Origin of the sequence: Lentzea sp. HUAS12, assembly GCF_024125735.1 — a bacterium.
Classification (GTDB): domain Bacteria; phylum Actinomycetota; class Actinomycetes; order Mycobacteriales; family Pseudonocardiaceae; genus Lentzea; species Lentzea albida.
Genome location: NZ_CP099738.1, coordinates 7,941,279 through 7,965,049, shown reverse-complemented (window position 1 = coordinate 7,965,049; position 23,771 = coordinate 7,941,279). Strand labels below are relative to the sequence as shown.

The window sequence follows — 23,771 nt, the reverse complement described above, 5'->3', positions numbered from 1 at the left end:
TTAGCTTGCCATCATGAAGCTCACGCCCAAGGTGATCCTCGAAGGAACACGGCTGACCGGCAAGACGGACCTGGCCTTCGCGTTGAACGAACACCCTCGGCTGGTCGGTCACCGCCGGTACCGCTACCACTCCCCGTTGATCTCGGCGGAGTGGAGCGGCTTCAGCAACGAGCCGTGGGGGCGCGGGCTGATCGACTTCTCCCCCGAGGAGACCGAACTCGCGATGGAGACCTACGAGACGTGGGTGCGGATGTTCGAACTCCAGCGCTACTACTCGTGGATCGTCGACCGCTTCCACCTGTCCACGCTGGCCTGTCAGGCACGGCAGGGGCGCGAGTTCGACTTCGGCTGGCTGGAGGAACGGCTCAAGCCGCTCAACTTCGCGATCGTGCTGTGCACCCGTCCCGAGGACACGTTCGAGGAGGCGCGGGAGGAGCGGCTCAAGATCAGCGCCAACCCCAAGCAGTACGTGTCGCTGGAGCCGTTCATCGAGGAACAACAGCAACTCCGCGCGCTGGCGGCGAAGTCGGTGCTGCCCGTCTTCGAGTTCGACGTGACGCGGCACGGGCCCGACGACGTGGCCGCGTGGCTGGACGAACGAGGTCTGCTGACGCTGTCCTAGTCGTCCGCCTTCTCGTGCACCACCTTCATGAACGCCCCGAGCTGCGCGAGCTCGACCGGCGTGAAGAGGTCCACGAGGTACTCGCGCACCGTCCCGACGTGACCGGGCGCGGTGGTGCGAAGCAGGTCCTTGCCGACCTCGGTCAGCACGGCGAGGATGCCGCGCTCGTCGGACTCGTGCGGTTCGCGCCGCACGAGTCCCGCCTTCTCCAGCTTGCCGATCTGGTAGGTCAACGAGCTCTTCGACACCACGACCCTGCGCGCCAGCTCGGTCATGCGCATGCGGTTGCCCGGCTGTTCGGACAGCACGACGAGCACGTTGTACTGCGCGTGCGAGAGGCCCGCGTCGCGCTGCAACTGCTGTTCGATCTGCCTCTCGAGGAGGTGGTACGCCTGGACGAAGTGGTGCCAGGCGTTCCCCTCCTCCTCCGAGAGCCACCGCGCGTTCTCCATGGAGCGCAGGTTAGTTGGTGCTCCCGGACTTTCCTGTCCGTTCACCCTGCTTGCCCAGCACCGAGTTGCGCCGGCTGTAGACGAAGTAGACGACCACGCCGAGCGCCATCCAGACGAGGAACCGGACCCAGGTGAGCGCGGTCAGGTTCAGCATCAGCCAGGTGCAGGCGATGATCGCGAGGATCGGCACCAGCGGCACGAGCGGCACGCGGAAACCGCGCTCCAGATCAGGCCTGGTCTTGCGGAGCACCATCACGCCCGCCGAGACGAGGATGAACGCGAACAGCGTGCCGACGTTCACCATCTCTTCGAGCTTGCCCGCCGGGAAGAAGCCCGCGGCGATCGCGACCAGCACACCGATGATGATCGTGATGCGGGTCGGCGTGCCGTGGCTGCCGGTCTTCGCGAGCCCGCGCGGCAGCAGTCCGTCGCGCGACATGGCGAAGAGGACGCGGCTCTGGCCGAGCATCAGCACCATGACGACGGTGGTGAGACCGGCGAGCGCGCCGACCGAGATCACCGTCGCCGCCCAGTCGACGCCGTTCTGCGCGAACGCGCTGGCGAGCGTCGCGCGCGTGCCGTCCGGCTGCGTGGCGAGCTCCTTGTACGGCACCATGCCGGTGATCACGAGCGTCACGGCGACGTAGAGCACGGTGACGATCGCGAGCGAGCCGAGGATGCCGCGCGGCACGGCCTTCTGCGGGTTCTTGGTCTCCTCCGCCGTGGTCGCCACGACGTCGAAGCCGATGAACGCGAAGAACACGATGCTCGCGGCGGCCAGCATGCCGAGCACGCCGTAGGTGCTGCCCGAGTAGCCGGTGATCAGCGAGAACAGCGACTGCTCGATGCCGGTGTGCGCGGCGGGACCGGACTCGGCGGCCGGCGGGATGAACGGCGAGTAGTTCTCGGCCTTGATGTAGCTGATGCCGAGCACGATCACGAGCAGCACCACCGCGACCTTGATGGCCGTGATGACCGCGCTGACCCGCGAGCTGAGCTTCGTGCCGATGACCAGCAGGACGGTGATGACCGCGACCAGGAGCACGGCGCCCCAGTCGAACTTGATGCCGTCACCGACCTCGGTCTTCACGTCGAGGCCGAAGAGCCCCAGCGTCGTCTGCAGGTACGCCGACCAGCCCTTGGCGACCGCGGCCGAACCGACCGCGAACTCCAGCACCAGGTCCCACCCGATGATCCACGCGGCGAACTCGCCGAACGTCGCGTAGGAGAAGGTGTACGCGCTGCCCGCGACCGGCACCGTCGAGGCGAACTCGGCGTAGCACAACGCGGCCAGCGCGCAGGCGATCGCCGCCAGCACGAACGACAGCGAGACCGACGGCCCCGCGATGTTGCCCGCGGTGCTCGCGGTGAGCGTGAAGATGCCGGCACCGATGACGACCGCGACACCGAAGACCGTGAGGTCCCAGGCCGTCAGGTCCTTGCGGAGCTTGGTGCCCGGCTCGTCCGTGTCCGCGATCGACTGCTCGATCGACTTCGTGCGCCACAACCCGTTCCCCGGCACGGTGCATACCTCCTTGATGGATCCCCGATCGGCCCACCCTAGAGGTATCCACCAGGTGAGATGCCGATAGCCGTTCACCACGGGTTTGTCCGGTGTTCTGTCCAGCGGGCGGGGAAGCCGCCTGGGGAGGCGAGCCGGCGCGACCGGTTCAGCGAGCTGCGGAGCCTCTCGCAAAACGAAGCCGCCCCGGGCGGTGGGCCCGGGGCGGCTTCGCAGTCAGTTCAGGATCAGGAGCTGGCGACCGTGGACCGGTCCAGGTCCGGCTCCAGGTAGATCAGCCGGGCCTGCGGCACCTTGTTCCGCACCCGCTGCTCGGCGTCGTTGATCGCCTGCGCCACCTCGTCGAGCGGCAGCCGCGGCTCCAGCGCGATCTTCGCGGCCACGAGCAGCTCGTCCGGGCCGATGTACTGGGTCTTGATGTGGATGACGCGCTGCACCTTGCCGGCGGCCAGCTCGTCGCAGATCACGTCGAGGTCCTTGTCGGACGCGCCCTCACCGATCAGCAGCGACTTCATCTCGATGATGAGGATGATCGCGATGACACCGAGCAGCACGCCGATGGCGATCGTGCCGAGTGCGTCGAAGACCGGGTTGCCGGTGACCGTCGCGAGGCCGACGCCGATCAGCGCGAGGACCAGACCGATCAGCGCGCCCGCGTCCTCCAGCAGCACGACCGGCAGTTCCGGCGTGCGCGAGTTGCGGATGAACTGCCACCAGGTCGCGTCGCCCTTGATGAGCTTCGACTCCCTGATGGCCGTCATGAAGCTGTAGGTCTCGAGACCGATCGCGACGACGAGGATGCCGACCGCGACGATCGGGCTGGAGAGCGCCTCGGGGTGCTGCAGCTTGTGGATGCCCTCGTACAGCGCGAAGACCGAGCCGAGGGTGAAGAGCATCAGGGCGACCACGAACGACCAGAAGTAGCGGTCGCGGCCGAAGCCGAACGGGTGCAGCCTGGTGGCCTTGCGCTGGGCCGTCTTCTGGCCGAGCAGCAGCAGGCCCTGGTTCGACGTGTCGGCGACCGAGTGCACCGACTCGGCGAGCATCGACGACGAGCCGGTGATCAAGAATCCGATGAACTTGGCCACCGCGATACCGGCGTTCGCCACCAATGCCGCGACGATCGCCTTGGTCCCGCCCCCTGCTGACACGCCTGTCTCCTCGCAACCAGTCCGGTTTGTCCGGGCGAACCTTAGTCGTTCCCCGCCGTGGCGCGGAAAAGTTCGGCGGAATCGACACCATCCGGGCGGATGAGCACCGCCGGGTCCGACGCGGGCAGCCACACGGACTCGCCGCGTGCCAGCCGCAACTCCTCGCCACGGGCGTTCGTGAGTACCACGGCACCGGCCGTGCAAATCATGATCTGCGGGCCTTCGTGGTCGACCCGCGTCTCGCCGGTGAGGTCCAACCTGGACAGTTCGAACTCCGGCGCGGGCGTGCGGTAGACGCGGACGCCCGGCTGGACCTCCTCGCCCAGCAGCACTTCCATGTCACCACAGGTGAAGTCGAGCACGCGCAGCAGCTCGGGCACGTCGACGTGCTTGGGCGTGAGGCCGCAGCGCAGGACGTTGTCCGAGTTGGCCAGGATCTCGATGCCCGTGCCGCGCAGGTACGCGTGCAGGTTGCCGGCCGGCAGGTGGATCGCCTCACCGGGCTGCAGCACGATGCGGTTGAGCAGCAACGCCGCCAGCACGCCCGCGTCACCGGGGTAGGACTCGCCCAGCTCGAGGATCGTGCGGCACTCCAGGTCGAACTCGCCGTGCTCCTTCACGTGCAGCACGCACGCGTCGAGGACCTGCGGCAGCAGCACCGACAACGACGTCTGCGGCAGCGTGATCAGCATCGTGAACAACGCGCGCAGGCCCGACGAGTCCGGCTGCGCGACCAGCATCTCGGTGTACGGCGCCAGCGCGGGCGCGTCCAGCGAGCGCAGCAGCGCGACCGTCCGCGCCGGGTCGCGGAAGCCCGCCAGCGCGTGGAACTCGGTGAGGGCGCAGACCAGTTCCGGCTTGGCGGCCGGGTCCTTGTAGTTGCGGATCGGCGAGTCGAGCGGCACGAGGCGTTTCTCCTCGGCCGCGAAGCCCTCGGCCGCCTGGGCGGCGGACGGGTGCGCCTGCAGGCTCAGCGCCTCCTCGGCGGCGAGCACCTTGATCAGGAACGGGAGCCTGCTGCCCCACCGCTGCGCCACGCGCTGACCGAGCTGGCCGTCCGGGTTCTCGGTCAGCAGGTCGAGCAGCGAGCGTTCGACGCCGTCCGCGCCGACGACGCGGGACGGGTCGCCGGGGTGGGCGCCCATCCACAGCTCGGCCTCGGGATGGGGTGCGGGCACCTCCTTCCCGAGCAGCTCGGCGATGGCCGTGCGTGAACCCCACGCGTACGGCCTTACCGCGTTGTGCAGCAGGTCCACTTCTGAGTCAGCTCCCCAATCAGTACGGGTTGCCGCCGAGAGTTCCGGCGGCGAGCCCGAGGTACAGCGCGGCCAGTTCGAAGCGCAGCGCGAGGAGCGCGGCGCTGACCGCGTCGCCTCCCGCCACCTCGACGGCCGGCTCCAGCACGTCTGCTCCCGGCAGGGCGTCCTCGGCGGCGTGCCTCATCGCGTCGGCCGCCGGGCCCTGGCGCACGGCCAGCAGCAGCACGCGCACGAGTCCACTGCCCGGCTCGTCGTCCGGGTCCGCGAAGAGATCCGCGCCCGACGTCCCCTGCACGGCGCGGCGGTGCAGCACCGAGCGGGTCACCGCCTGCGGGTAGCCGGCGACGTCGGAGGCGACGCCGGCGAACGTCGCCAGCACGCCCGCGCCGTGCTCGCCGACCGCGGTGGCGACCTCGTCGAGGCCCCACAGCAGCGGCGTGCGGTCGGCGACGCGCAGGGCGAGCGACTTCGCCGGGTTCACGAACGACTCGTGCACCGGGTGGTCGCGCTCGGCCTCGCGGTCGAGCTCGTCCGCGATCAGTTCCACGTCGGTCTTGAGCAGCCCGAGCGAGTGCAGCACCAGCAGCCACGCGGCGAGCGCGCGCGGGAAGCTGAAGCCCGGCGGCACGTCGACGCGCGGCGGCAGCAGCACGGCCCGTCCGGCGGCGGCCGCGGCGATCGGACCGGAGTCCGGCGCCGTCAGCAGCACGCGCGCGCCCCGGCGGACCGCCCTGTCGATCGACTCGGCGAGCACCCGGTCGCCGGGGTCCTCGGTGTGCGCGAGCACCACGTCGAGGGCACCGACCCACGGCGGGACCTCGTCGACCGCGACCACCGGCACCGAGCAACCGGATCCGAGCAACGCCATGACGACGCCCGCGACCGCGACCGCGTGGCCGGGCCGCGTGATGAGCACCACCGCGCGCGGGCGGTCGGCGAAGATCCGTTCCACCCCCGCCTCGGCCGCGGCCTCGGCGGTGGAGCGGACCTGCGCCCCCGCACGGGCGGCGGCGCGCAGCCAGCCACCCGTGTCGGCGTCGGCGAGGCGGCTCGAGTCGTCGAGCAGCGTGTCGTCGAGCACCTACGTCACCCGGCCGCCGGCGGCTCGACCGCCTCGTCCAGCAGCAGCACCGGGATGCCGTCGCGCACCGGGAACGAACGACCGCACGAGGTGCACGTGAGGAAGTCCGCCTCCGGATCGGTGGGCGTCCCGACCTGCAGCGGCGCGTGCTCGGGGCACGGGCAGGCGAGGATCTCCAGCAACTGCTCTTCGAGCTTGACGGCCACGGTGTTCTCTCCTCAGGCCCGCACGATCGCGAGGACCTCGTCGCTGAGCGCGGCGACGGCCTCGGGGGTGGCGGCTTCGACGTTCAGACGCAGCAGCGGCTCGGTGTTCGAGGCCCGCAGGTTGAACCACGACCCGTCCGCCAGCTGCACGGTGAGACCGTCCAGCTCGTCGATCGTGACGCCGTCCTTGGAGCCGTACGCGTCCTTGATGGCGGCGATCCGGCCGGCCTGGTCCTGCACGGTGGAGTTGATCTCACCGGAGGCGGCGTAGCGGTTGTAGACCGACGTCAGCGCGGACAGCGGGCCGTCCTGCTCACCAAGCGCGGCCAGCACGTGCAGCGCGGCCAGCATGCCGGTGTCGGCGCGCCAGAAGTCGCGGAAGTAGTAGTGCGCGGAGTGCTCACCACCGAAGATGGCGCCGGTCTTGGCCATCTCCTCCTTGATGAACGAGTGGCCGACGCGCGTGCGCACGGGCTTGCCGCCGTGCTCGGTGACGATCTCCGGCACCGCGTGCGACGTGATCAGGTTGTGGATGATCGTGCCGCCGGGGTCCTTCGCGAGCTCGCGCACGGCCACCAGCGCGGTGATCGCGGACGGGCTGACCGGGTCGCCGTTCTCGTCCACGACGAAGCAGCGGTCCGCGTCGCCGTCGAACGCGACACCGGCGTCCGCGCCCTCGGCCTTGGTGCGGGCCTGGAGGTCGACGATGTTCTTCGGGTCGAGCGGGTTCGCCTCGTGGTTCGGGAAGCTGCCGTCGAGCTCGAAGTACATGGGGATCACCTCGATGGGCAGGCCCTCGAAGACCTGCGGCACCGTGTAGCCGCCCATGCCGTTGCCCGCGTCCACGACGATCTTGAGCGGGCGGATGCTCTTCAGGTCGACCAGTTCGTTGAGGTAGGCCGCGTAGTCGACGAGCATGTTCCGCTCCTCGAACGTGCCCTTCTCGACGTCCTCGGCGTCGGGGACCTGGTTCTCGGCGTCCTGGCGGATCTGCGCGAGACCCGTGTCCTGGCCCACCGGCGAGGCGCCCGCGCGGCACATCTTGATGCCGTTGTACTGCGCCGGGTTGTGGCTCGCGGTGAACATGGCACCGGGCAGGTCGAGCTTGCCGGACGCGAAGTAGAGCATGTCCGTGCTGGCCAGGCCGATGCTGATGACGTTCACGCCCTGCGCCTGCGCACCCTCGGCGAACGCGCGCGAGAGCTCGGGCGACGAGTCGCGCATGTCGTGCCCGATGACGATGGCGGGCCCACCGACCAGGCGCGCGAAGGCGGCGCCGAAGTCACGAACCAAACCGGCGTCCAACTGTTCGCCGACCACCCCGCGGATGTCGTACGCCTTGACGATGCCGGACAGGTCACGCACGCCGCACACTCCCAGGGAACTCGCTCTTGACGGCCACTGGTCGAGCAGCCTACCGGCGAGAAGATTAGTGGTGCGTGTGGTCGGTTCAGTCCTCGTGGGGATCGGGCAGGACCCGCAGGTGCCCACGCCTGTGAGAGCCCGCAGGCACGTCGGGCAGCTTCGGGCTGACATCAGCCCGCCCGGCCTCCCGCACGGCCTCGGCCAGCGCCGTCAGGTCGTCCACAGTCGGCTCGGGCGCCGCGAACTCACCCTGGTGCCTCACGACCTCCCAGCCACGAGGCGCCGTGAGCCGCAACGCGTGCTCCTCGCACAGGTCGTAACTGTGCGGTTCGGAGTACGTGGCGAGCGGCCCGACGACCGCGGTGGAGTCCGCATAGGCGTAGGTGAGCGTGGCGACAGCCGGGTTAGCACACCCGGTTCGCGAGCACCGTCTCACGCTCCGCACGATCCGGGACGATAGCGCGTCCACGGGAAGCTGTGTGTGAGGCACGCTGTGTTTAGTCCTCCGGGGGAGCAACTAGGCTGCTCGGTTGTGGTGATGGCACGGGGTTCACAACGGCAGAATTCGCCGCGTCGGCGCAACCGAGACCGGCACGGCCGGGGCCTGCGCGGCCCCCTGTACCCCGCCACCCTCCCCGCGGCCCGTTCCCGCGCGGAACGCTTCGACGCCCTGGTCATCGAGGCCCTGGAGCCCATCGAGGCCCGCTGGCGCACCGAACTCACGCAGCTCGACGTGGCCGTCGACGACGTGCCCGAGGTGCAGGTCGAGGGCGAGGACGGCGTCGTGGAGGACGGCAACGTCCCCCTGGCGCGCCTGCTGCCCACGGGCTCCGACAACCGTGCCCGGATCGTTCTCTACCGCCGGCCGCTGGAGGCCCGCGCGAAGGACGGCGCCGACCTGGCCGACCTGGTGCACGACGTCCTGGTCGAGCAGGTGGCGAACTACCTCGGGCTCGACCCGGACGTGGTGGACGAGGGCTGAGACGCCTCTCACACCTGCCGCCTGCGGGTGGGCACCGCGGTCAGCAGCGTGAACAGCAGCGCCGCCGCCTGCCCCAGCAACAGGAAGTCCCGCAGGGTGCTCGACATCGACACCCGGACCTCCGCCCCGCCGGACGGCAGCGGCACCCCGACCAGGTGTCCCCAGGCCCGCACCACGGGCACCTGCACGCCGTCCACGAAGACCTGCCACCCCGGCTCGTCCTCGGCGGCCAGCACCAGCACCCGCCCCTCCCCGCCGGGCGACACCTTCACCGCCACGTCGGGCAGCGTCACGTTCACGGGCGCCACCCCATCGGCTGACACCGAGTCCGGCGGCTCCCCGCCGGTCCGCGCCCGCCGCGCCAGGTCGGGCGCCAGCAGGACCCCGGTGTCCGCGGTCAGCCGCACCCGCAGCACGGGCCGTCCGTCCGAAGCCCGAGGTGCCTCCGACACCAACTCCCCCGCGGCCTCGCGGACCTTCGCGGCGGCGGAGTCCGACGGCAGCACCACGAACGAAACCCCGGACGAAGCCGCCTGAGCCAACGCCATCTTCACCGCTGGAGGGGCCCCCTCCAGCAAGGAGGAGTTCCACCTACGCAACCGGGCGGGCGACGACGCGGTGGGCACGAGGTCGTCGTCACCGAAGGCGGGCATCCGGCCGGCGACCTGCCGGGCGGGCGACCCGAGGATCAGCACCGACCGGCCGGACCGCTCCAGTTCCGCCGTCAACGACGTGTTCAGCGCCAGCCCGCCGCCGGCCTTCAACGGCCCGGACCGCAGGTCCAGCAGCCCGGCCACCCCGAGGCTGACCAGCGTCACGACACCGACGACGTACACGGCCCGCCGCACCCGGGCCAGACGGGCGATGCCCGGCGGGACCCCGCGCTGACAGCCGGCCAGCACCACGCACACGAGACCCCACGCCAGCACCACCAGCGGCGCACCGGGCCAGGCACCGACGGCGGCCACCGCGGCAAGGGCCCCGATGGCCAGCACGATCACCAACAGGCCGGGCAGCATCAGGGCGTTCGGCCGCAGCACCGCGGCGGCGAAGCCGGCGGCGACGAAGACCGAGCACACGATCAGGTTCGGCGGCGGCGACTCGAAGGCCGCACCCAGGCCGTTCAACACCATTTCGGGGTGTTGCAGCAACACAGCGGGCCACGGCAGGAGGAGCGCCATCGGCAGAAGCACGATGGCGAACAGGGCGGCGATCCGGCGGGCGCCGCCCGTCACGGCGATGAAGCCCACGAGAGCGCCGACGATCACCACGAGGTGCGTCAACGGCGAGAAGGCACCCAGCACGGCGACACCGATCGCGGTCCCGGAGGCCATGGGCAACCAGGCGTGCGTGGACGACGCGCGCAAGACCGCGTACACGCCGGCGAAGACCACGGGCGTGACGATGTGCACGACGACGACGTCGAGACGGCCTTCGGACACGGCCGTTGTCGCGACCGGCAGCAGGCCGTAGAAGGCGGCGACCACCGCGCGCACGGAACGGCGTACCCGCAGGCCTCGGGACGCGATGTACGCCGACAACGCGGCGAGGGGGATATCGCCGAGCAACAGCAGTGCGACGGCGAACGACGGGCCGCCGGGGACCAGTCCCAGCACGGCCAGGGCGGCGGGCGCGGGGGCCGCGGTGCCGCCGAGGACCGGGTGCCACGACGACAGGTACGTCGACCAGACCGACCCCGCCGAGCCGACCGGGAGCAGGCGGCCGCCTGCCAGGTCGAGGCCGAGGCGCGACCAGTTCGCGACCAGCGCGACGACGGACAGGCCGAGCACGAGCAGGACCGGCGGCGACAGCAGCAACGAGCGGAGCACCCGCGACTGGTCGACCTCGACGAACACCACACCCGGAGCGGCGCGCGGTCCCGGCGACGGCCGGGGTCGCGGTGACGGGCGCAGGGCTCCGGGCAGGGCGGCGTCCACGGAGACGACGACGGGCGGGCGGCGCAGACCGGCGACGCGGGGGCGCCCGCGCGAGGCACCGGCCGGCAGGGCGGACGGGCCGACGGGTCGCGGGTCCACTTCGGACGGTTCGAGCCACGTCGAGCCCGCATCGGTTGCAGGCAAACGACCCAGCGCGGCGTCGGCTTCGACGCGGCGGCGGATCAGGAACGTCGCGCCGGCGCGGACCGCGTTGCGCAGCCGGGTGAGTCTGCTGGTGAAGAGCCCGCGGACGACAGCGGAGCCCCGGCGGGCGCGGCGGCCTTCGAGCAGACGGCCTCTCGTGAGGAGGTAACGGGCCGCGCCGACCTCGGCGTGTGCGTCCGCGAAACGCCGGAGGAGCAGGAAGCCCAGGGCCCGCAGCAGCGACAGCACCAGCAGCCGCGGAAGTCCGATCAGGAACGAGGAACCTGAACAATTGACCAAGAAAGTGCGCATGCCGTGCGCGCGGTCGACGCCCCGAAATGACGGGCCCGGCCGCGCCATGGCCGCGTCCAAACGGCGTGCGCCTTTAGTTGCGGCGCGTGCATGTCGCATGCGTGCGACCGGTACGCACAGGACCAAATGACCTGAGCGATTAGCGCGCCAGCCGAAGTCGAGATCGTCGCGCAACAGCGGCATCGCTTCGTCGTAGCCGCCGAGGCAGTGCCATACCTCACGTTTGATCAACGATCCCGCGGACGAGACGGCGAGAACCTCGGTGCTCTGCTGAAACGATGCGGAATGTTCCGCGGAGGACAGACCCGTCTGTCGATGTCCTGAAGAATCCGTCGAGAGACCTGCCTCGACGACCAGACGAGAATCCACCCAATCGAGGCACAGCGGGCCGAGCACCGCGGCCGACGGAGACACCTCGGCGGCGGTCAGCAACGCGGCCAGGCAGTCGGGTTCCGGGGCGCTGTCGTCGTGCAGCAGCCACAGCCACCTGCCGGGATCACCCCACCGTTCGACAGCGTGCTCGACGGCGATGCGCACGGCGGTGCCGAAGCCGGTGCCCCGCGGTGCGGTCAGCACCCCGTCCAGCAGATCTCCCGCCTCTGCCAGGACTTTCGCCGTCCCGTCCGTCGATCCGGTGTCGACCGCGATCACGTGCCGTGGACGGATTCGCTGGCGCCGCAAGGCAGACAGCGCCGTGCTGAGCCACTGGTCGCCGTCGTGGCAGACCAGGACGCACAGCACCGGCGCCGTCCGGAGCCTCGGGTGAGGACTTGTCACGTCCTCAAGTTAAGGCAGAAAGATCACGCTTCTGACCGACTAGACGGCTCGCTTCTTCAACTTGCGGCGTTCTCTCTCCGAGAGACCGCCCCAGATGCCGAAGCGTTCGTCGTGCTGGAGTGCGTACTCCAGGCACTCCGAGCGCACCTCGCAGCCCAGGCAGATGCGCTTGGCCTCCCGCGTCGATCCACCCTTTTCGGGGAAGAACGCCTCGGGATCCGTCTGGGCGCAGAGCGCACGCTCCTGCCAGTCCTGCTCGTCGGCAGGGTCGAACAGGTACGACAGCTCGCCCTGCACGACCGGCTGAGTGACGTGATCTTCTTCGAGCTCTTCGAATTCCTGCATTTCGTCCGCCTCCTCGCCTTCCGCTCTCCCCGGTTGGCGGACGCCAGACGCCGTTCCCACAACGACGAATGACACCGATGTGATTACACCTGCGTCACAGCGGGCGGTCAAGCGGAGTCCACACGTCGGGGGATATTCGCGCGGATGGCCGCAAAAACCTTGACGGACCGCACGGACGGTGATTCACGTGTCGCAACCCGTCCTCGAACGGCCCACAGGGCCAGCCGACACGCCACACTGGAGGGGTGAAGCGATCAGCGGTTCGCCCCAGCCCACTGTTCCTCGGCCTGCTCGCGGCGACGGCCGCCGGAGCGGCCCTCACCCTGCTCGAAGGCGACGCCGCCATCATCACGGGCACCATCCTCTTCGTACTGGCCGGGTGGGCGGTGACGCTGTGCCTGCACGAGTTCGGGCACGCCGCCGTGGCGTACAAGGGCGGCGACTTCTCCGTGCGCGAGAAGGGTTATCTGACCCTCGACATCCGCCGTTACACCGACCCGGTGCTCAGCATCGTGCTGCCTCTCGTGCTGCTCGTCATGGGCGGGATCCCGCTTCCGGGTGGCGCCGTCTGGATCAACCACCACGCGCTGCGCTCGAAGAAGATCGAGTCGTTGGTCTCACTCGCGGGACCGCTCTCGAACCTCGTGATCGGCGTCCTGCTCACGCTCGTCGTCGCGGTCTTCTCGCCGCCCGTCGCGCTGGCCTCCGCGATTTCGTACCTTGCTTTGTTGCAGGTGCTGGCGTTCGTGCTGAACATCCTCCCGGTGCCCGGCCTCGACGGCTGGGGCGCGATCGAGCCGTTCCTGCCCTACGAGGCCCAGCGGTTCGGCGCCAAGGCCCGGCCGTGGGCGCCGCTGGTGCTGTTCGCCGTCCTGATCGCCTTCAGCCAGGTCAGCCAGCTGTTCTTCTGGGCCTCGAACGCGGTGTTCGAGCTCATCGGCGGTGAGCCCGGCTACGCGTACGCGGGCATGTCGGCGTTCATGTTCTGGCGCTACCTGTAGGGGCGGATCGGCGCTGTGGAAGCATGGGCGGGCGTGAAGGTCGTAGCACTCGTCGGCGGGGTCGGCGGCGCCAGGTTCCTGCAGGGTCTCAAGGCACTCGGGGCGGATGTCACCGCGGTGGTCAACACCGGTGACGACGTCTGGATGCACGGGCTGCGCATCACGCCCGACCTCGACACCTGCATGTACACCCTGGGCGGTGGCATCGACACCGAACGCGGCTGGGGTCGCGAGGGCGAGTCGTGGACCGTCAAGGAGGAGCTCGCGGCGTACGGCGCCGAGCCGACGTGGTTCGGCCTGGGCGACCGGGACATCGCGACGCACCTCGTCCGCACCCGCATGCTGCGCGCCGGCTACCCGCTGTCCGCGGTGACGGAGGCGCTGTGCGACCGGTGGAAGCCGGGCGTGAAGCTGCTGCCGATGTCGGACGACAGGGTCGAGACGCACGTCGTCGTGGAACTCGACGGTGAGACGAAGGCCATCCACTTCCAGGAGTGGTGGGTCAAGCACCGGGCCGGGCTGCCCGCGAAGTCGTTCGCGTACGTCGGCGCCGAGACCGCGACCGCCGGACCCGGCGTGCTGGACGCGATCGGCCAGGCCGACGCGGTGGTCCTCGCGCCGTCCAACCCGGTCGTGAGCGTCGGCACGATCCTCAACGTGCCCGGCGTGCGCGACGCGTTGCGCAAGACCGAGGCGGGCGTCGTGGGCCTGTCGCCGATCATAGGCGGGAAACCGTTGCGGGGCATGGCCGACGCTTGTTTGGACGCGATCGGTGTCGAGACCTCGGCCGAGGCGGTCGGGCGGCTCTACGGCTCCCGCAAGTGCTCCGACGACGGCATCCTCGACGCGTGGCTCGTGCACACCGGCGACCGGGCGGACGTGCCCGGTGTCGCGGTGCGCTCCGTCCCGCTGCTGATGTCCGATGTGGACGCCACGGCGCAGATGGCCCGTGACGCGCTCGAACTGGCCGGAGTCGAAGTTGACTGACCACGCCGCGGCCGCGCTCGAGCTGCTGCCGGTTGCGGGACTGCCGGAGTTCCGCCCGGGAGACGACCTGGCCGGTGCGATCGCGCAGGCCGCGCCCTGGCTGCGCGATGGTGACGTGCTGGTCGTCACGTCCAAGGTGCTGTCCAAAGTAGAGGGACGGCTGGTCCGCGTGCCGGCCGATCCCGAGGAACGGGACAGGATCCGGCGCGAGCACGTCGCCGCGGAGTCGGTGCGGGTGCTCGCGCGCAAGATGCGCACGCTGATCACCGAGAACAAGCTCGGCATCGTGCAGGCGGCGTCCGGAGTGGACGCTTCGAACGTGGCGGGCGACGAGATCGCGCTGCTCCCGGTCGACCCGGACGGCTCCGCGGCCTCGCTGCGCGCCGCGCTCAAGAAGTCGCTGGGCGTCGAGGTCGCCGTGGTGGTCACCGACACGATGGGCCGCGCGTGGCGGGTCGGCCAGACCGACGCCGCGATCGGCGCGTCCGGCCTGCGCGTGCTGCACGACTACGCCGGCGCGGTCGACCAGCACGGCAACCAGCTCGCCGTGACGCTGGTCGCGGTCGCCGACGAGATCGCGGCGGCCGCGGACCTGGTGAAGGGCAAGCTCGGCGCGGTGCCGGTCGCCGTGCTGCGCGGGTTCGACGTGGTGGACGACGGTTCGTCGGCGCGCGACCTGGTCCGGCCGACCGAGGAGGACCTGTTCAGCCTCGGCACGGAGGAAGCCCGCGCCCAGGGCCGTTCGGAAGCCGTGCTGCTGCGCAAGTCCGTGCGGTTCTACTCGGACGAGCCGGTCGACCTGGCCGTGGTGCGCCGGGCCGTCGGTGCGGCGCTCACCGCGCCCGCGCCGCACCACACGAAGCCGTTGCGGTTCGTGCTGGTGCGGGAGAAGCGCGCTGAGCTCCTTCGCGCCATGCGCGAGCAGTGGGAGAGCGACCTGCGCGCCGACGGGTTCACCCCTGAGCAGATCTCGAAGCGGGTGCGCCGCGGCGACCTGCTGGTGGAGGCACCGGAGATCGTCGTGCCGTTCCTCGTCCGCGACGGAGCGCACACCTACCCCGACCCCCGCCGCGCGGACGCCGAGAAGACGATGTTCACGGTCGCCGGCGGCGCCGCCGTGCAGGGCCTGCTGGTGGCGCTGGCCGCCGAGGGCCTCGGCTCGTGCTGGGTGTCGTCGACGATCTTCTGCGCGGACGTGGTGCGTTCCGTGCTGGGTGTTCCCGCCGACTGGGAACCGCTGGGCGCCGTGGCGGTCGGCCACCCGGTCGAGCCGCTGACGCCGCGCGAACCTCTTGAAGGGCTGATCGATCTGTGACACTGCACGCCGACGCCGTCTCGACGCTGAGCCGGTTCTCGGGCCAGGACGCGCTGAAAGAGGCCTACCTCGGCTTCCTGGCGGCCCGTGAGGACGCCTGTCAGCGTTCCTGCGAACCCGGCCACCTCACGGCCTCCGCGCTGGTCCTCGACGCCACCGGGGAGCACGCGCTGTTGACGCTGCACCCGCGCGTGGGCCGGTGGCTGCAACTCGGCGGCCACTGCGAGCCGGAGGACTCCTCGCTGGTCGCCGCAGCCCTGCGCGAGGCCACCGAGGAGTCGGGCATCCGCGGCCTGCGCATCGAGCCGACGCCGATCCACCTCGACGTGCACCCGATCACGTGCTCGCTCGGCAAGCCGACGCGGCACTTCGACGTGCGGTTCCTGGTGCGCGCGCCCGTCGGGGCGCAGCCGGTGCGGTCGGAGGAGTCCGTCGACCTGCAGTGGTGGCCGCTCGACTCGTTGCCGGACAACGTGGACGACCTGCACCCGTTGATCGACAGCGCGCTGGCCCGCCTGCGTTAGAACTTGCGGTAGTCGCGCGGCGAGAACCTCGGGGCTCGCCGCGGCCGCCGCAGCCCCGCCGCCTCCAGGTACATCACGGCGCGGTGGCGTTGCGGCTGGTACGGCTCGAGCAACGCCATCATCGCGTCGTCGTCGCCCGGTGTGCCGGTCAACGCCCACGTGACGTTCTTCGCCACGTGGTAGTCGCCGACGCTGACGGCGTCCGGGTCGCCCCAGGCCCGTTGCGCGACCTCGGCGGACGTCCACACGCCGATGCCGGGCACCTTCTCCAGCAGCTCGCGGCTGCGCATCTCGGCGGCCTTCTCCAGCCGGTGCGCGACCTGTGCCGCGTTGATCAGCGTTCGTCTTCTCGCTCCGTCGAGCCCGCACTGGTGCCACTCCCAGTCCTGCAGGCCCAGCAACCGTTGCGGCGTCGGGGGAACCTTCAGCGGCTTCGGTCCGGGAGCGCTCTCACCGAACCGGCGGCCGAGCTCGCGCCACGTCCGGAAGGCCTCCACGCCGGTGACCTTCTGCTCCAGGATCGAGGCGAACAGCAGGTCCCAGACGCGGTTCGTGGCGCCGAGCCGCAGCCCGGGCCGTTGCCTGCGCGCCTCGGCGATCACGGGGTGGTGGGCGACGAACTCGTCCACCGTGTCGTCCGCGCCGAGCAGGGCGGGCAGGCCGTCGAGCAGCCACGGCCCGCCCTCACCCCACGCTTGCGCGAGCACCTCGCCGGTCGTCCTGGTGATGTGCACCGTGCCGGGACCGCACGGCGTGTTCGCCGCGAACCAGACGCCGCCCTCCGTGCTGAAGGACGGGTCGCCCGGTCCGCGGCGCAGCCTGCCGAGCACCGCGCCCAGGTCCAGTGGGAACGGTGGAGTCCAGGCTCTGCTAGTGGCGCGGCTCGAAACGTTGCCGAGCGAATTCGTGGTCGGACGGGCGCAGCGCGGTGCCGCCCCCACGTCCTCGTACTGGTTGTACGGGGGCGTGGGGGCGGTGCCGCGCTGCGCCCCGCTGGGCGCGGATTCACCGTCCACGTTTTGAGTCACGCCACTAGGCATCCGTCGAGAAGCGCACGCTGGCCTCGGGCAGCACCACACCCGGCCAGACCCGCGCTCCCCCGATCAGCTCACACCGCGCGCCGATCACCGCGGAGTCGCCGACCACGGCGTCCCTGAGAACCGCACCGGCCTGCACGAGCGCACCGGCACCCACGATCGAACGCTCCACCACGGCACCCTCACCGACAACGGCGCCGTCGAACAGAATCGCGCCATCGAGCACAGCACCTTCAGCGACGGTGCAGTTCGCACCGACCGTGCTGCCGCCCTTGACCGTGGCACCTTCGTGCACAGCAGAGCCTTCGAGCACCAAGTAGTCGCCAGGCTGTGCAACTGCGGCAGACGGAGCAACGCCCCGCACGAGGTCCGCGGACCCCTGCACGAACGCCTCCGGCTTGCCGAGGTCGAGCCAGTACGTGGCGTCCACGTGCCCCTGCAACCTCTTGCCCGCCTCGAGCAGCCCGGGGAACGTCTCGCGCTCCACCGACACCGGCCGCCCGGCGGGAATCGCGTCGATCACCTCACGCCGGAACACGTAACAACCGGCGTTGATCTGGTCCGTCGGCGGGTTCTCCGTCTTCTCCAGGAACGCCTGCACGCGCCCCTCCTCGTCCGTCGGCACGCAGCCGAACGCACGCGGGTCCGCCACCTTCACCAGGTGCAGCGTCACGTCCGCCTCGTGCTCGCGGTGCGTGTCGACGATCCCCGTCAGGTCGACGCCCGACAGGATGTCGCCGTTGAACACCATCACATCGCGTTCACGCAGCTTGTCGGCCACGTTCCGAATCGCGCCCGCCGTGTCCAGCGGCACCTCTTCCACCACGTACTCGAGCTCCAGCCCGAGCCGCGACCCGTCCCCGAAGTACTCCTCGAACACCTCGGCCTTGTAACTGGTCCCGAGCACCACGTGCGTGATGCCGGCCTCCTTGATCCGGGACAGCAGGTGCGTCAAAAATGGCACCCCCGCCGTCGGGAGCATGGGCTTGGGGGCGGACAGGGTCAGCGGGCGAAGGCGGGTGCCCTTGCCCCCGACCAGCACCACAGCTTCGACGCCGTGCACCTTTTTCCTCCTCCGCGTTACAGCGAGCCGTTCGACGGAATACTCTGACACGAAGCAGATCGTCATACGGGATCTGGTCCCGGCAAGGAGCTAAATCCGACATGGACCCCCGCGACCGGGCCGACGCCTTGCTCGCCCGCGCCCGCGCACGTGGGCGGAACATCGTGACGCCGGACAACATGACGTCCCCGATGGACGCCTCCGACACGCAGCAGATCCCTCGCGCGCTGGTCAACGCCGTGGACCCGCGCCGCGACCCGGACTCGACGATGATCCTGTCGCCCGCCCAGATGGGTCAGCAGCGACCGCACCAGGCGCCGGGCGCTCCCATGCCGACGCAGCCGCTGCCCGCGCAGCAGGCGCCGGCGGACGACGCGGAGATCACACAGGTCGTGCAGCCGGGCCTGATCCCGACGGTGTCGCACCACCAGCAGAAGCGGAACACGCTGTCGCAGCGGCTCAGCGGCGACATGTGAGTCGCGGCACGCGAGCGTTGAGGCTGCACTGGTTGGCGCCGCAGGGCTAGCGGCAGGCTGACGCAGGGGGACCCCGTGGAGTCGGGTCACCCGCAATCGGCGTCGGTTTTGATCAGATCGGCGGGGTCTGGGGCACAGCCCCAGCCACCCGACGAACTCAGGACTTCCGGGTCACAGCCCACACCCGCAACGCCAACCCGGCCTTCAACACAGCACGGAACGGCGCCCACACCACCCCGGTGTACCGATCAGCCAGGTACCGGTAAGCACTCCGGTGGTGCTCCCGAAGCATCCGATCCGAAGACCGAGCCGTCGAGTGCCCGCCGATGTGGACCACCTCGGCCTCGGGCACGTAGACGTTCAACCACCCGGCGGCCCCGACCCGCTCCCCGAGGTCGACGTCCTCGAAGTACATGAAGTACCGCTCGTCGAACCCCGAGACCGAGTCGAAAGCCTCGCGCCGCATCAGGAAGCACGACCCGGACAACCACCCGGCCGTCCGCTCCACCGGCTCGGTCTCCTGCCGGTACGCGCGGGTCCAGGGGTTCGACTTCCACACGGGGCCGAACACCGCGTGCCCCACCCCGCGCCCGATCGAGGGCAGCAGCCGGGCCGACGGGTAGACCTCACCGCTGGGCTCGCGGATCAGCGGGCCGAACATCCCGCCCCGCGGCCACCGCTCGGCGGCCGCGATCAACGCGTCGACGCTGCCCGGGGCGAACTCGATGTCCGGGTTGGAGATCAGGATCCAGCCGACGTCGGGTCCCAGTGCCGCGACGCCGCGGTTGGCGCCGCCGCCGTAGCCGAGGTTGCCGCCGGTGGGGACGAACGTCACGTTCTCCCGCGCGGCCGCGAGCTCCTCCGGAACGCCGTCGGTGGACCCGTTGTCGGCGAGGATCACCTGCACCGGACGGGAGGTGGCCTTCTCGAGGGTGTCCACAAAGGGAGCCAGCGTCTCGCCCGGCGAGTACGTGACCGTCACGACACCAAGTCCGTCGCCGTAGTTCACGCGCGCCACCCTAGCGCCGCCCCGCTTCACCTACGGCGGCGCACCAGTGCCGCTCGCTCGTAGGCCAGGCGGTGGCGGTCGGCGCTGACCGCCCACGAGAAGTCCTTGGCGCGCTGCTGCCCCGAGGCGGCCAGGGCGGAGCGGCGGGCCGGGTCGTCCAGGAGGTCCGCGATGGCCGCGGCGATGTCGCCGGCGCCCACGCCGCAGTACGCGACGGCCTCGCCGCCCACCTCCGGCAGGGAGAGGCGGCGGGTGGTGAGGACGCACGCGCCGCAGGCCATGGCTTCCAGCACGGGCAGGCCGAAGCCCTCGCCGAGCGACGGGTACGCGACCAGTTCGGCGCCGCCCAGGAAGCCCGCGAGCTGTTCGAACGGCAGGTAGCCCGCGCGGATCACGCGGATGCGGTGCGGCACGGAGTCGAGGGCCCGTTCGACCTGGCTGTCCCAGCCCGGCTGGCCCGCCAGGACCAGGGCGGGCGGGTCGGAGCGGCCCACCATCGCCTGGGCGAAGCCGCGGATCAGCGCCGGGACGTTCTTGCGCGGTTCCAGGGCTCCCAGGAACGCGACGTAGGGCGTGTCCCCCAGCGCCAGCGTGCGGCGGACGGCCAGGACCTCGTCCGGGGACGGCGGGTGGAAGCGTTCGGTGTCCACGCCGTGCTGGGCGATGTGCAGGACGCGGCGTTCGGCGCCGGCCACGCGGACCAGTTCGTCGGCGGTGGCCTGGGACGGGACCACGCACAGGTCAGCGCGCCGCAGCGACGCCCTCGTCCAGGCGCGGAAGAAGCGGGCCTTCACTGAGGAGTGCAGCACCGGGTCGGTGAAGAACGTGGCGTCGTGCAGCGTCACGACCGAGGCGGCCTTGCCCGCCAACGGAAGCGTGTAGTGCGGGGAGTGCACCACGTCGACGCCGAGCGTCCGGATCAGGCGGGGCAGCGTCGTCTGCTCCCAGGCCAGACGGGCCGTCCTGGTGGCGACGGCGTCCGCGGCCCTGACCACGCGGGCGTTCGGGGCGATCTTGCTGAACAGCTCCTCGTCGCGCGGCTGGCAGACGACGGAGAGTCTGGATCCGTCGGCGTCGAGCGCGGCGACGAGCGAATCCACGTAACGGCCGACACCACCACGGTCTGCGGGGATCGCGGTGGCGTCGATCAGCACGCTGGGTTCGACATTGGCCACGATCAGCTAGCGTAATGTCATTTGCTTTTGCGTTTAGCGGGAATGCGCTAATCCGGCTGTACAGCGTGGGCGCCCCAGACACCCTGCGCTGTCTTTGCCCAGGTGAACTCACTCGCCCGAGTGATACCGGCCTCGACGGTGTGATGAGGATCGGCTATGACGGCCCTCAGTCCTTCCGTCAACGACGCCAGGTCGCCGCGCCGCACCACGGTTCCGGCGCCGCCCGCCACCTCGACCAGCGCCGGGTCGTCGGAGTGCACGACGGGGACGCCCGCGGCCATCGCCTCCAGCACCGGCAGGCCGAAACCCTCGGCCAGACTGGGTGCTGCCAGCACGGACGCCCCCGCCAGCACCGAGGCGAGCCGCGCGTCCGACACCCTGCCGAGCAACGTCACGTGCGGCGCGCGCAGGTCGACGCCGCCCCACCCCTGGGGACCGACCACGACCAGCGGCACCTCCAGCCGTTCCGTCGCCCGCACCAGCAGGTCGAAACCCTTGCGCGGCTCGACCGTCCCGATGGCGAGCACGTACGAAGGGGGCAGATCGGTTGCGGGCGAACCGACCAGTCGCGTGACTCCGTTCGGCACCACGTGGACCGGAATTTCCACGTGCACACAATTTGCCAATTGAGATGCCACGGCCTGTGTGGGGACCACCAGAGCGCGTGCCTCCCGGGCCGCCCTGGCGATCACCTTGCGGTGCCAGGCGACCCCGCGCGGGGTCAGCGTCTCCGGGTGCGTCCACGGCACCACGTCGTGCACGGTGACGACCGCGCCGGGCAACGGCGCGAGCGGCGTCGGGGCGTGCACGTGCCGGCCGAGCCTCGGTGGGAGACCGCGCTCCCACAACGCCACCAGCGCCCGGCGCGGCAGCCTGATCACGCGGTCGGCGTTCGCCGTCGCCGCCGTCACGACGGACCAGCCGTCCGGCGCGTTCTCCCTCAACGCGCGCAACAGCTCCGCCGTGTAGCGGCCGGTGCCGCCGGGGATCGGGGCGTTGAGTTGCTCGGTCAGCACTACCAGCTCGGGCACGTCGCGTACCGTCTCACGCCGTGTCGGCAGTCAGCACCGTGGTGGTCGTGACGTGGCGGGGCCGTGACCACATCACGGCGTGCCTGGACGCCCTCAGGGCCCAGAAGAGTCCACACAGGACGATCATCGTCGACAACGCGTCCGACGACGGCACGGCCGAGCTGATCAGCGCACACCCCGGTGGGCACGAGGTCGTGCGGCTCCCCCGCAACCGCGGCTACGCGGGCGGGCTCGCCGCCGTCCTCGACCGGGTCGACACCCCGTACGTCGCGTGGCTCAACGACGACGCGGCACCGCACCCGTCGTGGCTCGCTGAACTTGAGAGCGCTCTCGAAGCCGACCCGGCCGCGGCCGCCGCCACCTCGTCGATGCTGCTCACGGACGGCTCGACGCAGTCCGTCGGCGTGGCGCTGACGGCGGACGGCCACGGCAGGGACGTCGTGCTCGCCGGGCGCGAGGTGTTCGGGTTCTGCGGCGGGGCGGCGCTCCTGCGGACGGCGGAGCTCAAGGCCGCGGGAGGCGTGCCGGCGAGCTTCTTCTGCTACTACGAGGACACCGACACGGCCTGGCGACTGCGGCTGGCCGGGCACCGGGTGATCTCGGTCGGACCGGCGCGGGTCCGGCACAAGCACGGCGCCACCACCCGGCCGGGTTCGGTGCTCTTCCACCGCTGGAACGAGCGCAACCGGTTGCTGATGCTGCTGAGGTGCGCCCCTGCCGGCGTGGCGCTCACCCAGCTCGCCCGGTTCCTGGTGATCACGGCGCTGCTGCCGCTGCGCAAGGACGTCCCGGACGCCGCGAACTTCCGGGTCGGGCTGCGGGCGCGGGTGCTGGGCGAGGTGCTGCTCAGGCTGCCGGTGACGCTGGTGCAGCGGCTGCGGATCAGGACCAGGACCTCGCGCAGGCAGGTGTGGCAGGACTGGGCGGGCAGATGAGAACGGCGTGGCTGTTGACGTTCGGCGGCGTCGCGGCGCTCGTGCTCGGCATCGGCGCGTCGATCACGCTCACCTACGGACTGGTGTTCGTCGCCCTGCTCGGCGGCCTCGCCTACGCCCTGGGCGTCAGCGGCCTGTCCCAGCGCAAGTGGATCGCGCTGCCCGCGTTCGTGCTCGGCCTCGTCACCCCGTTCCTGCTGCTGCACGGCGTCCACAGCGTGCTGATGCACCGCACCGGGCAGGTCGAGCAGTGCACGGTCACCTCCAAGGACGAGCACCCGTTCGCCAAGTACCCCCGCGTCGACTACGTGCTGGCCTGCCCCAGCGGCGAGGCCGAGCTCGACCGGGACTGGAACGACCGGCTGAAGACCGATCAGGCGCAGGTCGTGGTGGGTGCGCCCCTGCTGCCGCTGTGGGCGGACGACAGCCGGTGGAACCTCCTGGTGGTCACAGGCGTCTCCGGAGCGATGATCCTCCTCGTTCCGGTCGCGCGGTTGCTCGGGAAGCAACCGTGAGGCGGCCAGCACCACTCATCGTGATCGGGCTCGCCGCCGTCGCCACCGCGGTCGTGCTGGGAGCCGTCGTGCCCGAGCAGTTCGAGCTCGCGGTGCTGTTGCCGTGCTGCCTGCTGTCGCTCGCGTTCGCGTGGGGCGTCGGCAAGCTCGGGCCGGCGTGGCTCGTGCTGCCCGCCTTCATGGTCGTGATCCCCGGCACGGCGGTGCTCGTCGGCGACGGTCACCGCGCGCTGATGGACGTGCTCGCCACGCCCCAGACCTGCGCGGTCACGAGCGTCGAGGACGTGCCGGGGCCGGACAACCCGGTGTTCGCGCACCGCGTGACCTGCCCGGACGGCGCCGAGCTGCGCATCGTCGTGCGGGGTGAGCAGGACAAGAAGGTGCAGCCGGGACCGGCCACCGTCCTGCGGCACCCGGTGATGCGGCCGCTGTTCGCCGAGCGCAACGACTGGTCCGGCGAGTGGGTGTTCGGGGTGCCTCTTGCCGTCGTCTTGCTGTTGATCTGTGCAACCACACTGCGGGCGCGCAGAGTGATGAGGCAGGCTTAG

At 70.8% G+C, this 23,771-nt stretch carries 25 protein-coding genes; 10 read left to right on the top strand and 15 right to left on the bottom strand.

Features of this window, described 5'->3' with window-relative positions; all coding sequences use genetic code 11:
* Positions 1-13 precede the first annotated feature (13 nt).
* Positions 14-622, top strand: coding sequence for a hypothetical protein (locus ND450_RS37345; RefSeq protein ID WP_253322853.1), 609 nt, complete (start codon positions 14-16; stop codon positions 620-622).
* On the opposite strand, the gene ND450_RS37340 is transcribed toward ND450_RS37345, so the two are convergent.
* The 8 genes from ND450_RS37340 to ND450_RS37305 all read right to left on the bottom strand — a co-directional run bounded on the left by ND450_RS37340 (position 619) and on the right by ND450_RS37305 (position 8,103).
* Positions 619-1,074: a MarR family winged helix-turn-helix transcriptional regulator gene (locus ND450_RS37340; protein WP_253322852.1), complete on the bottom strand. Its 456-nt coding sequence runs from the start codon at positions 1,072-1,074 to the stop codon at positions 619-621. The genes ND450_RS37345 and ND450_RS37340 overlap by 4 nt on opposite strands.
* A 10-nt stretch (positions 1,075-1,084) precedes the next feature.
* Positions 1,085-2,596, bottom strand: a complete 1,512-nt coding sequence (locus ND450_RS37335; protein WP_253322851.1) for an amino acid permease — start codon at positions 2,594-2,596, stop codon at positions 1,085-1,087.
* A 227-nt stretch (positions 2,597-2,823) separates the two neighbouring features.
* Positions 2,824-3,747: a cation diffusion facilitator family transporter gene (locus ND450_RS37330; RefSeq protein ID WP_253322850.1), complete on the bottom strand. Its 924-nt coding sequence runs from the start codon at positions 3,745-3,747 to the stop codon at positions 2,824-2,826.
* A 41-nt stretch (positions 3,748-3,788) separates the two neighbouring features.
* Positions 3,789-5,003: a mannose-6-phosphate isomerase, class I gene (manA, locus tag ND450_RS37325; protein WP_253322849.1), complete on the bottom strand. Its 1,215-nt coding sequence runs from the start codon at positions 5,001-5,003 to the stop codon at positions 3,789-3,791.
* A gap of 19 nt (positions 5,004-5,022) precedes the next feature.
* Entirely contained in the window at positions 5,023-6,087 is a 1,065-nt protein-coding gene (locus tag ND450_RS37320; protein WP_253322848.1) for an SIS domain-containing protein, read from the bottom strand.
* 5 nt (positions 6,088-6,092) lie between these two features.
* Complete coding sequence (locus ND450_RS37315) at positions 6,093-6,293, bottom strand: Trm112 family protein (protein WP_089914592.1); 201 nt, start codon at positions 6,291-6,293, stop codon at positions 6,093-6,095.
* 12 nt (positions 6,294-6,305) lie between these two features.
* Complete coding sequence (locus tag ND450_RS37310; RefSeq protein ID WP_253322847.1) at positions 6,306-7,658, bottom strand: phosphomannomutase/phosphoglucomutase; 1,353 nt, start codon at positions 7,656-7,658, stop codon at positions 6,306-6,308.
* 85 nt (positions 7,659-7,743) lie between these two features.
* Positions 7,744-8,103 carry a DUF3499 domain-containing protein gene (locus ND450_RS37305; protein WP_189154299.1) on the bottom strand — a complete coding sequence of 120 codons (360 nt, stop codon included), beginning with the start codon at positions 8,101-8,103 and terminating at the stop codon, positions 7,744-7,746.
* 93 nt (positions 8,104-8,196) lie between these two features.
* Between ND450_RS37305 and ND450_RS37300 the strand changes: the two genes are divergently transcribed.
* Positions 8,197-8,640: a metallopeptidase family protein gene (locus ND450_RS37300; protein WP_089915657.1), complete on the top strand. Its 444-nt coding sequence runs from the start codon at positions 8,197-8,199 to the stop codon at positions 8,638-8,640.
* Between the two features lie 8 nt (positions 8,641-8,648).
* Here ND450_RS37300 and ND450_RS37295 read toward each other — a convergent pair whose 3' ends face one another.
* The gene (locus ND450_RS37295; protein ID WP_253322846.1) at positions 8,649-11,810 is read right to left on the bottom strand and encodes a glycosyltransferase family 2 protein; all 3,162 of its coding nucleotides are present in this window, start codon (positions 11,808-11,810) and stop codon (positions 8,649-8,651) included.
* Between the two features lie 39 nt (positions 11,811-11,849).
* Entirely contained in the window at positions 11,850-12,155 is a 306-nt protein-coding gene (locus tag ND450_RS37290) for a WhiB family transcriptional regulator (protein ID WP_051784712.1), read from the bottom strand.
* Positions 12,156-12,400: 245 nt separating this feature from the next.
* On the opposite strand from ND450_RS37290, the gene ND450_RS37285 reads away from it, so the two are divergent.
* From ND450_RS37285 to ND450_RS37270, 4 genes are read left to right on the top strand one after another with little or no spacing between them, the layout of a single operon-like run.
* The gene (locus tag ND450_RS37285) at positions 12,401-13,156 is read left to right on the top strand and encodes a site-2 protease family protein (protein WP_089914601.1); all 756 of its coding nucleotides are present in this window, start codon (positions 12,401-12,403) and stop codon (positions 13,154-13,156) included.
* A gap of 33 nt (positions 13,157-13,189) precedes the next feature.
* Positions 13,190-14,143, top strand: a complete 954-nt coding sequence (cofD, locus tag ND450_RS37280) for a 2-phospho-L-lactate transferase (RefSeq protein ID WP_253322845.1) — start codon at positions 13,190-13,192, stop codon at positions 14,141-14,143.
* On the top strand, positions 14,136-15,458 hold the full coding sequence (locus ND450_RS37275) for a coenzyme F420-0:L-glutamate ligase (protein ID WP_253322844.1): 1,323 nt from the start codon (positions 14,136-14,138) through the stop codon (positions 15,456-15,458). Before cofD ends, ND450_RS37275 begins: the two co-directional genes overlap by 8 nt.
* The gene (locus ND450_RS37270; protein ID WP_089914606.1) at positions 15,455-15,982 is read left to right on the top strand and encodes an NUDIX hydrolase; all 528 of its coding nucleotides are present in this window, start codon (positions 15,455-15,457) and stop codon (positions 15,980-15,982) included. The genes ND450_RS37275 and ND450_RS37270 overlap by 4 nt, the downstream gene beginning before the upstream one ends.
* Here ND450_RS37270 and ND450_RS37265 read toward each other — a convergent pair.
* Positions 15,979-16,827, bottom strand: coding sequence for a DNA-3-methyladenine glycosylase (locus tag ND450_RS37265; RefSeq protein ID WP_253328099.1), 849 nt, complete (start codon positions 16,825-16,827; stop codon positions 15,979-15,981). The genes ND450_RS37270 and ND450_RS37265 overlap by 4 nt on opposite strands.
* A 187-nt stretch (positions 16,828-17,014) precedes the next feature.
* A complete protein-coding gene (locus ND450_RS37260) occupies positions 17,015-18,082 on the bottom strand; it encodes a sugar phosphate nucleotidyltransferase (protein WP_253322843.1) in 1,068 nt (355 codons plus the stop codon).
* Positions 18,083-18,183: 101 nt separating this feature from the next.
* Here ND450_RS37260 and ND450_RS37255 point away from each other — a divergent pair, with 101 nt between their 5' ends.
* A complete protein-coding gene (locus ND450_RS37255; protein WP_089914612.1) occupies positions 18,184-18,558 on the top strand; it encodes a hypothetical protein in 375 nt (124 codons plus the stop codon).
* A 157-nt stretch (positions 18,559-18,715) separates the two neighbouring features.
* Here ND450_RS37255 and ND450_RS37250 read toward each other — a convergent pair whose 3' ends face one another.
* The 3 genes from ND450_RS37250 to ND450_RS37240 form a co-directional block, all read right to left on the bottom strand.
* Positions 18,716-19,567: a glycosyltransferase family 2 protein gene (locus tag ND450_RS37250; protein ID WP_253322842.1), complete on the bottom strand. Its 852-nt coding sequence runs from the start codon at positions 19,565-19,567 to the stop codon at positions 18,716-18,718.
* A gap of 26 nt (positions 19,568-19,593) precedes the next feature.
* The gene (locus ND450_RS37245) at positions 19,594-20,721 is read right to left on the bottom strand and encodes a glycosyltransferase family 1 protein (RefSeq protein WP_089914618.1); all 1,128 of its coding nucleotides are present in this window, start codon (positions 20,719-20,721) and stop codon (positions 19,594-19,596) included.
* 68 nt (positions 20,722-20,789) lie between these two features.
* Entirely contained in the window at positions 20,790-21,773 is a 984-nt protein-coding gene (locus ND450_RS37240) for a glycosyltransferase family 1 protein (RefSeq protein ID WP_253322841.1), read from the bottom strand.
* Positions 21,774-21,793: 20 nt separating this feature from the next.
* On the opposite strand from ND450_RS37240, the gene ND450_RS37235 reads away from it, so the two are divergent.
* The 3 genes from ND450_RS37235 to ND450_RS37225 are packed head-to-tail and all read left to right on the top strand — an operon-like array spanning position 21,794 to position 23,771.
* Positions 21,794-22,708 (top strand): glycosyltransferase family 2 protein, encoded by a 915-nt coding sequence (locus ND450_RS37235; RefSeq protein ID WP_253322840.1) that lies wholly within the window; start codon positions 21,794-21,796, stop codon positions 22,706-22,708.
* Positions 22,705-23,223 (top strand): hypothetical protein, encoded by a 519-nt coding sequence (locus ND450_RS37230; protein ID WP_253322839.1) that lies wholly within the window; start codon positions 22,705-22,707, stop codon positions 23,221-23,223. Before ND450_RS37235 ends, ND450_RS37230 begins: the two co-directional genes overlap by 4 nt.
* Complete coding sequence (locus ND450_RS37225; RefSeq protein ID WP_253322838.1) at positions 23,220-23,771, top strand: hypothetical protein; 552 nt, start codon at positions 23,220-23,222, stop codon at positions 23,769-23,771. The genes ND450_RS37230 and ND450_RS37225 overlap by 4 nt, the downstream gene beginning before the upstream one ends.

Excerpts from the sequence above, each read along its gene's own strand:
- ND450_RS37345 (WP_253322853.1), top strand. The coding sequence starts at position 14 with ATGAAGCTCACGCCCAAGGTGATCCTCGAAGGAACACGGCTGACCGGC.
- ND450_RS37340 (WP_253322852.1), bottom strand. The coding sequence starts at position 1,074 with ATGGAGAACGCGCGGTGGCTCTCGGAGGAGGAGGGGAACGCCTGGCAC.
- ND450_RS37300 (WP_089915657.1), top strand. The coding sequence starts at position 8,197 with ATGGCACGGGGTTCACAACGGCAGAATTCGCCGCGTCGGCGCAACCGA.
- ND450_RS37290 (WP_051784712.1), bottom strand. The coding sequence starts at position 12,155 with ATGCAGGAATTCGAAGAGCTCGAAGAAGATCACGTCACTCAGCCGGTC.
- ND450_RS37255 (WP_089914612.1), top strand. The coding sequence starts at position 18,184 with ATGGACCCCCGCGACCGGGCCGACGCCTTGCTCGCCCGCGCCCGCGCA.
- ND450_RS37230 (WP_253322839.1), top strand. The coding sequence starts at position 22,705 with ATGAGAACGGCGTGGCTGTTGACGTTCGGCGGCGTCGCGGCGCTCGTG.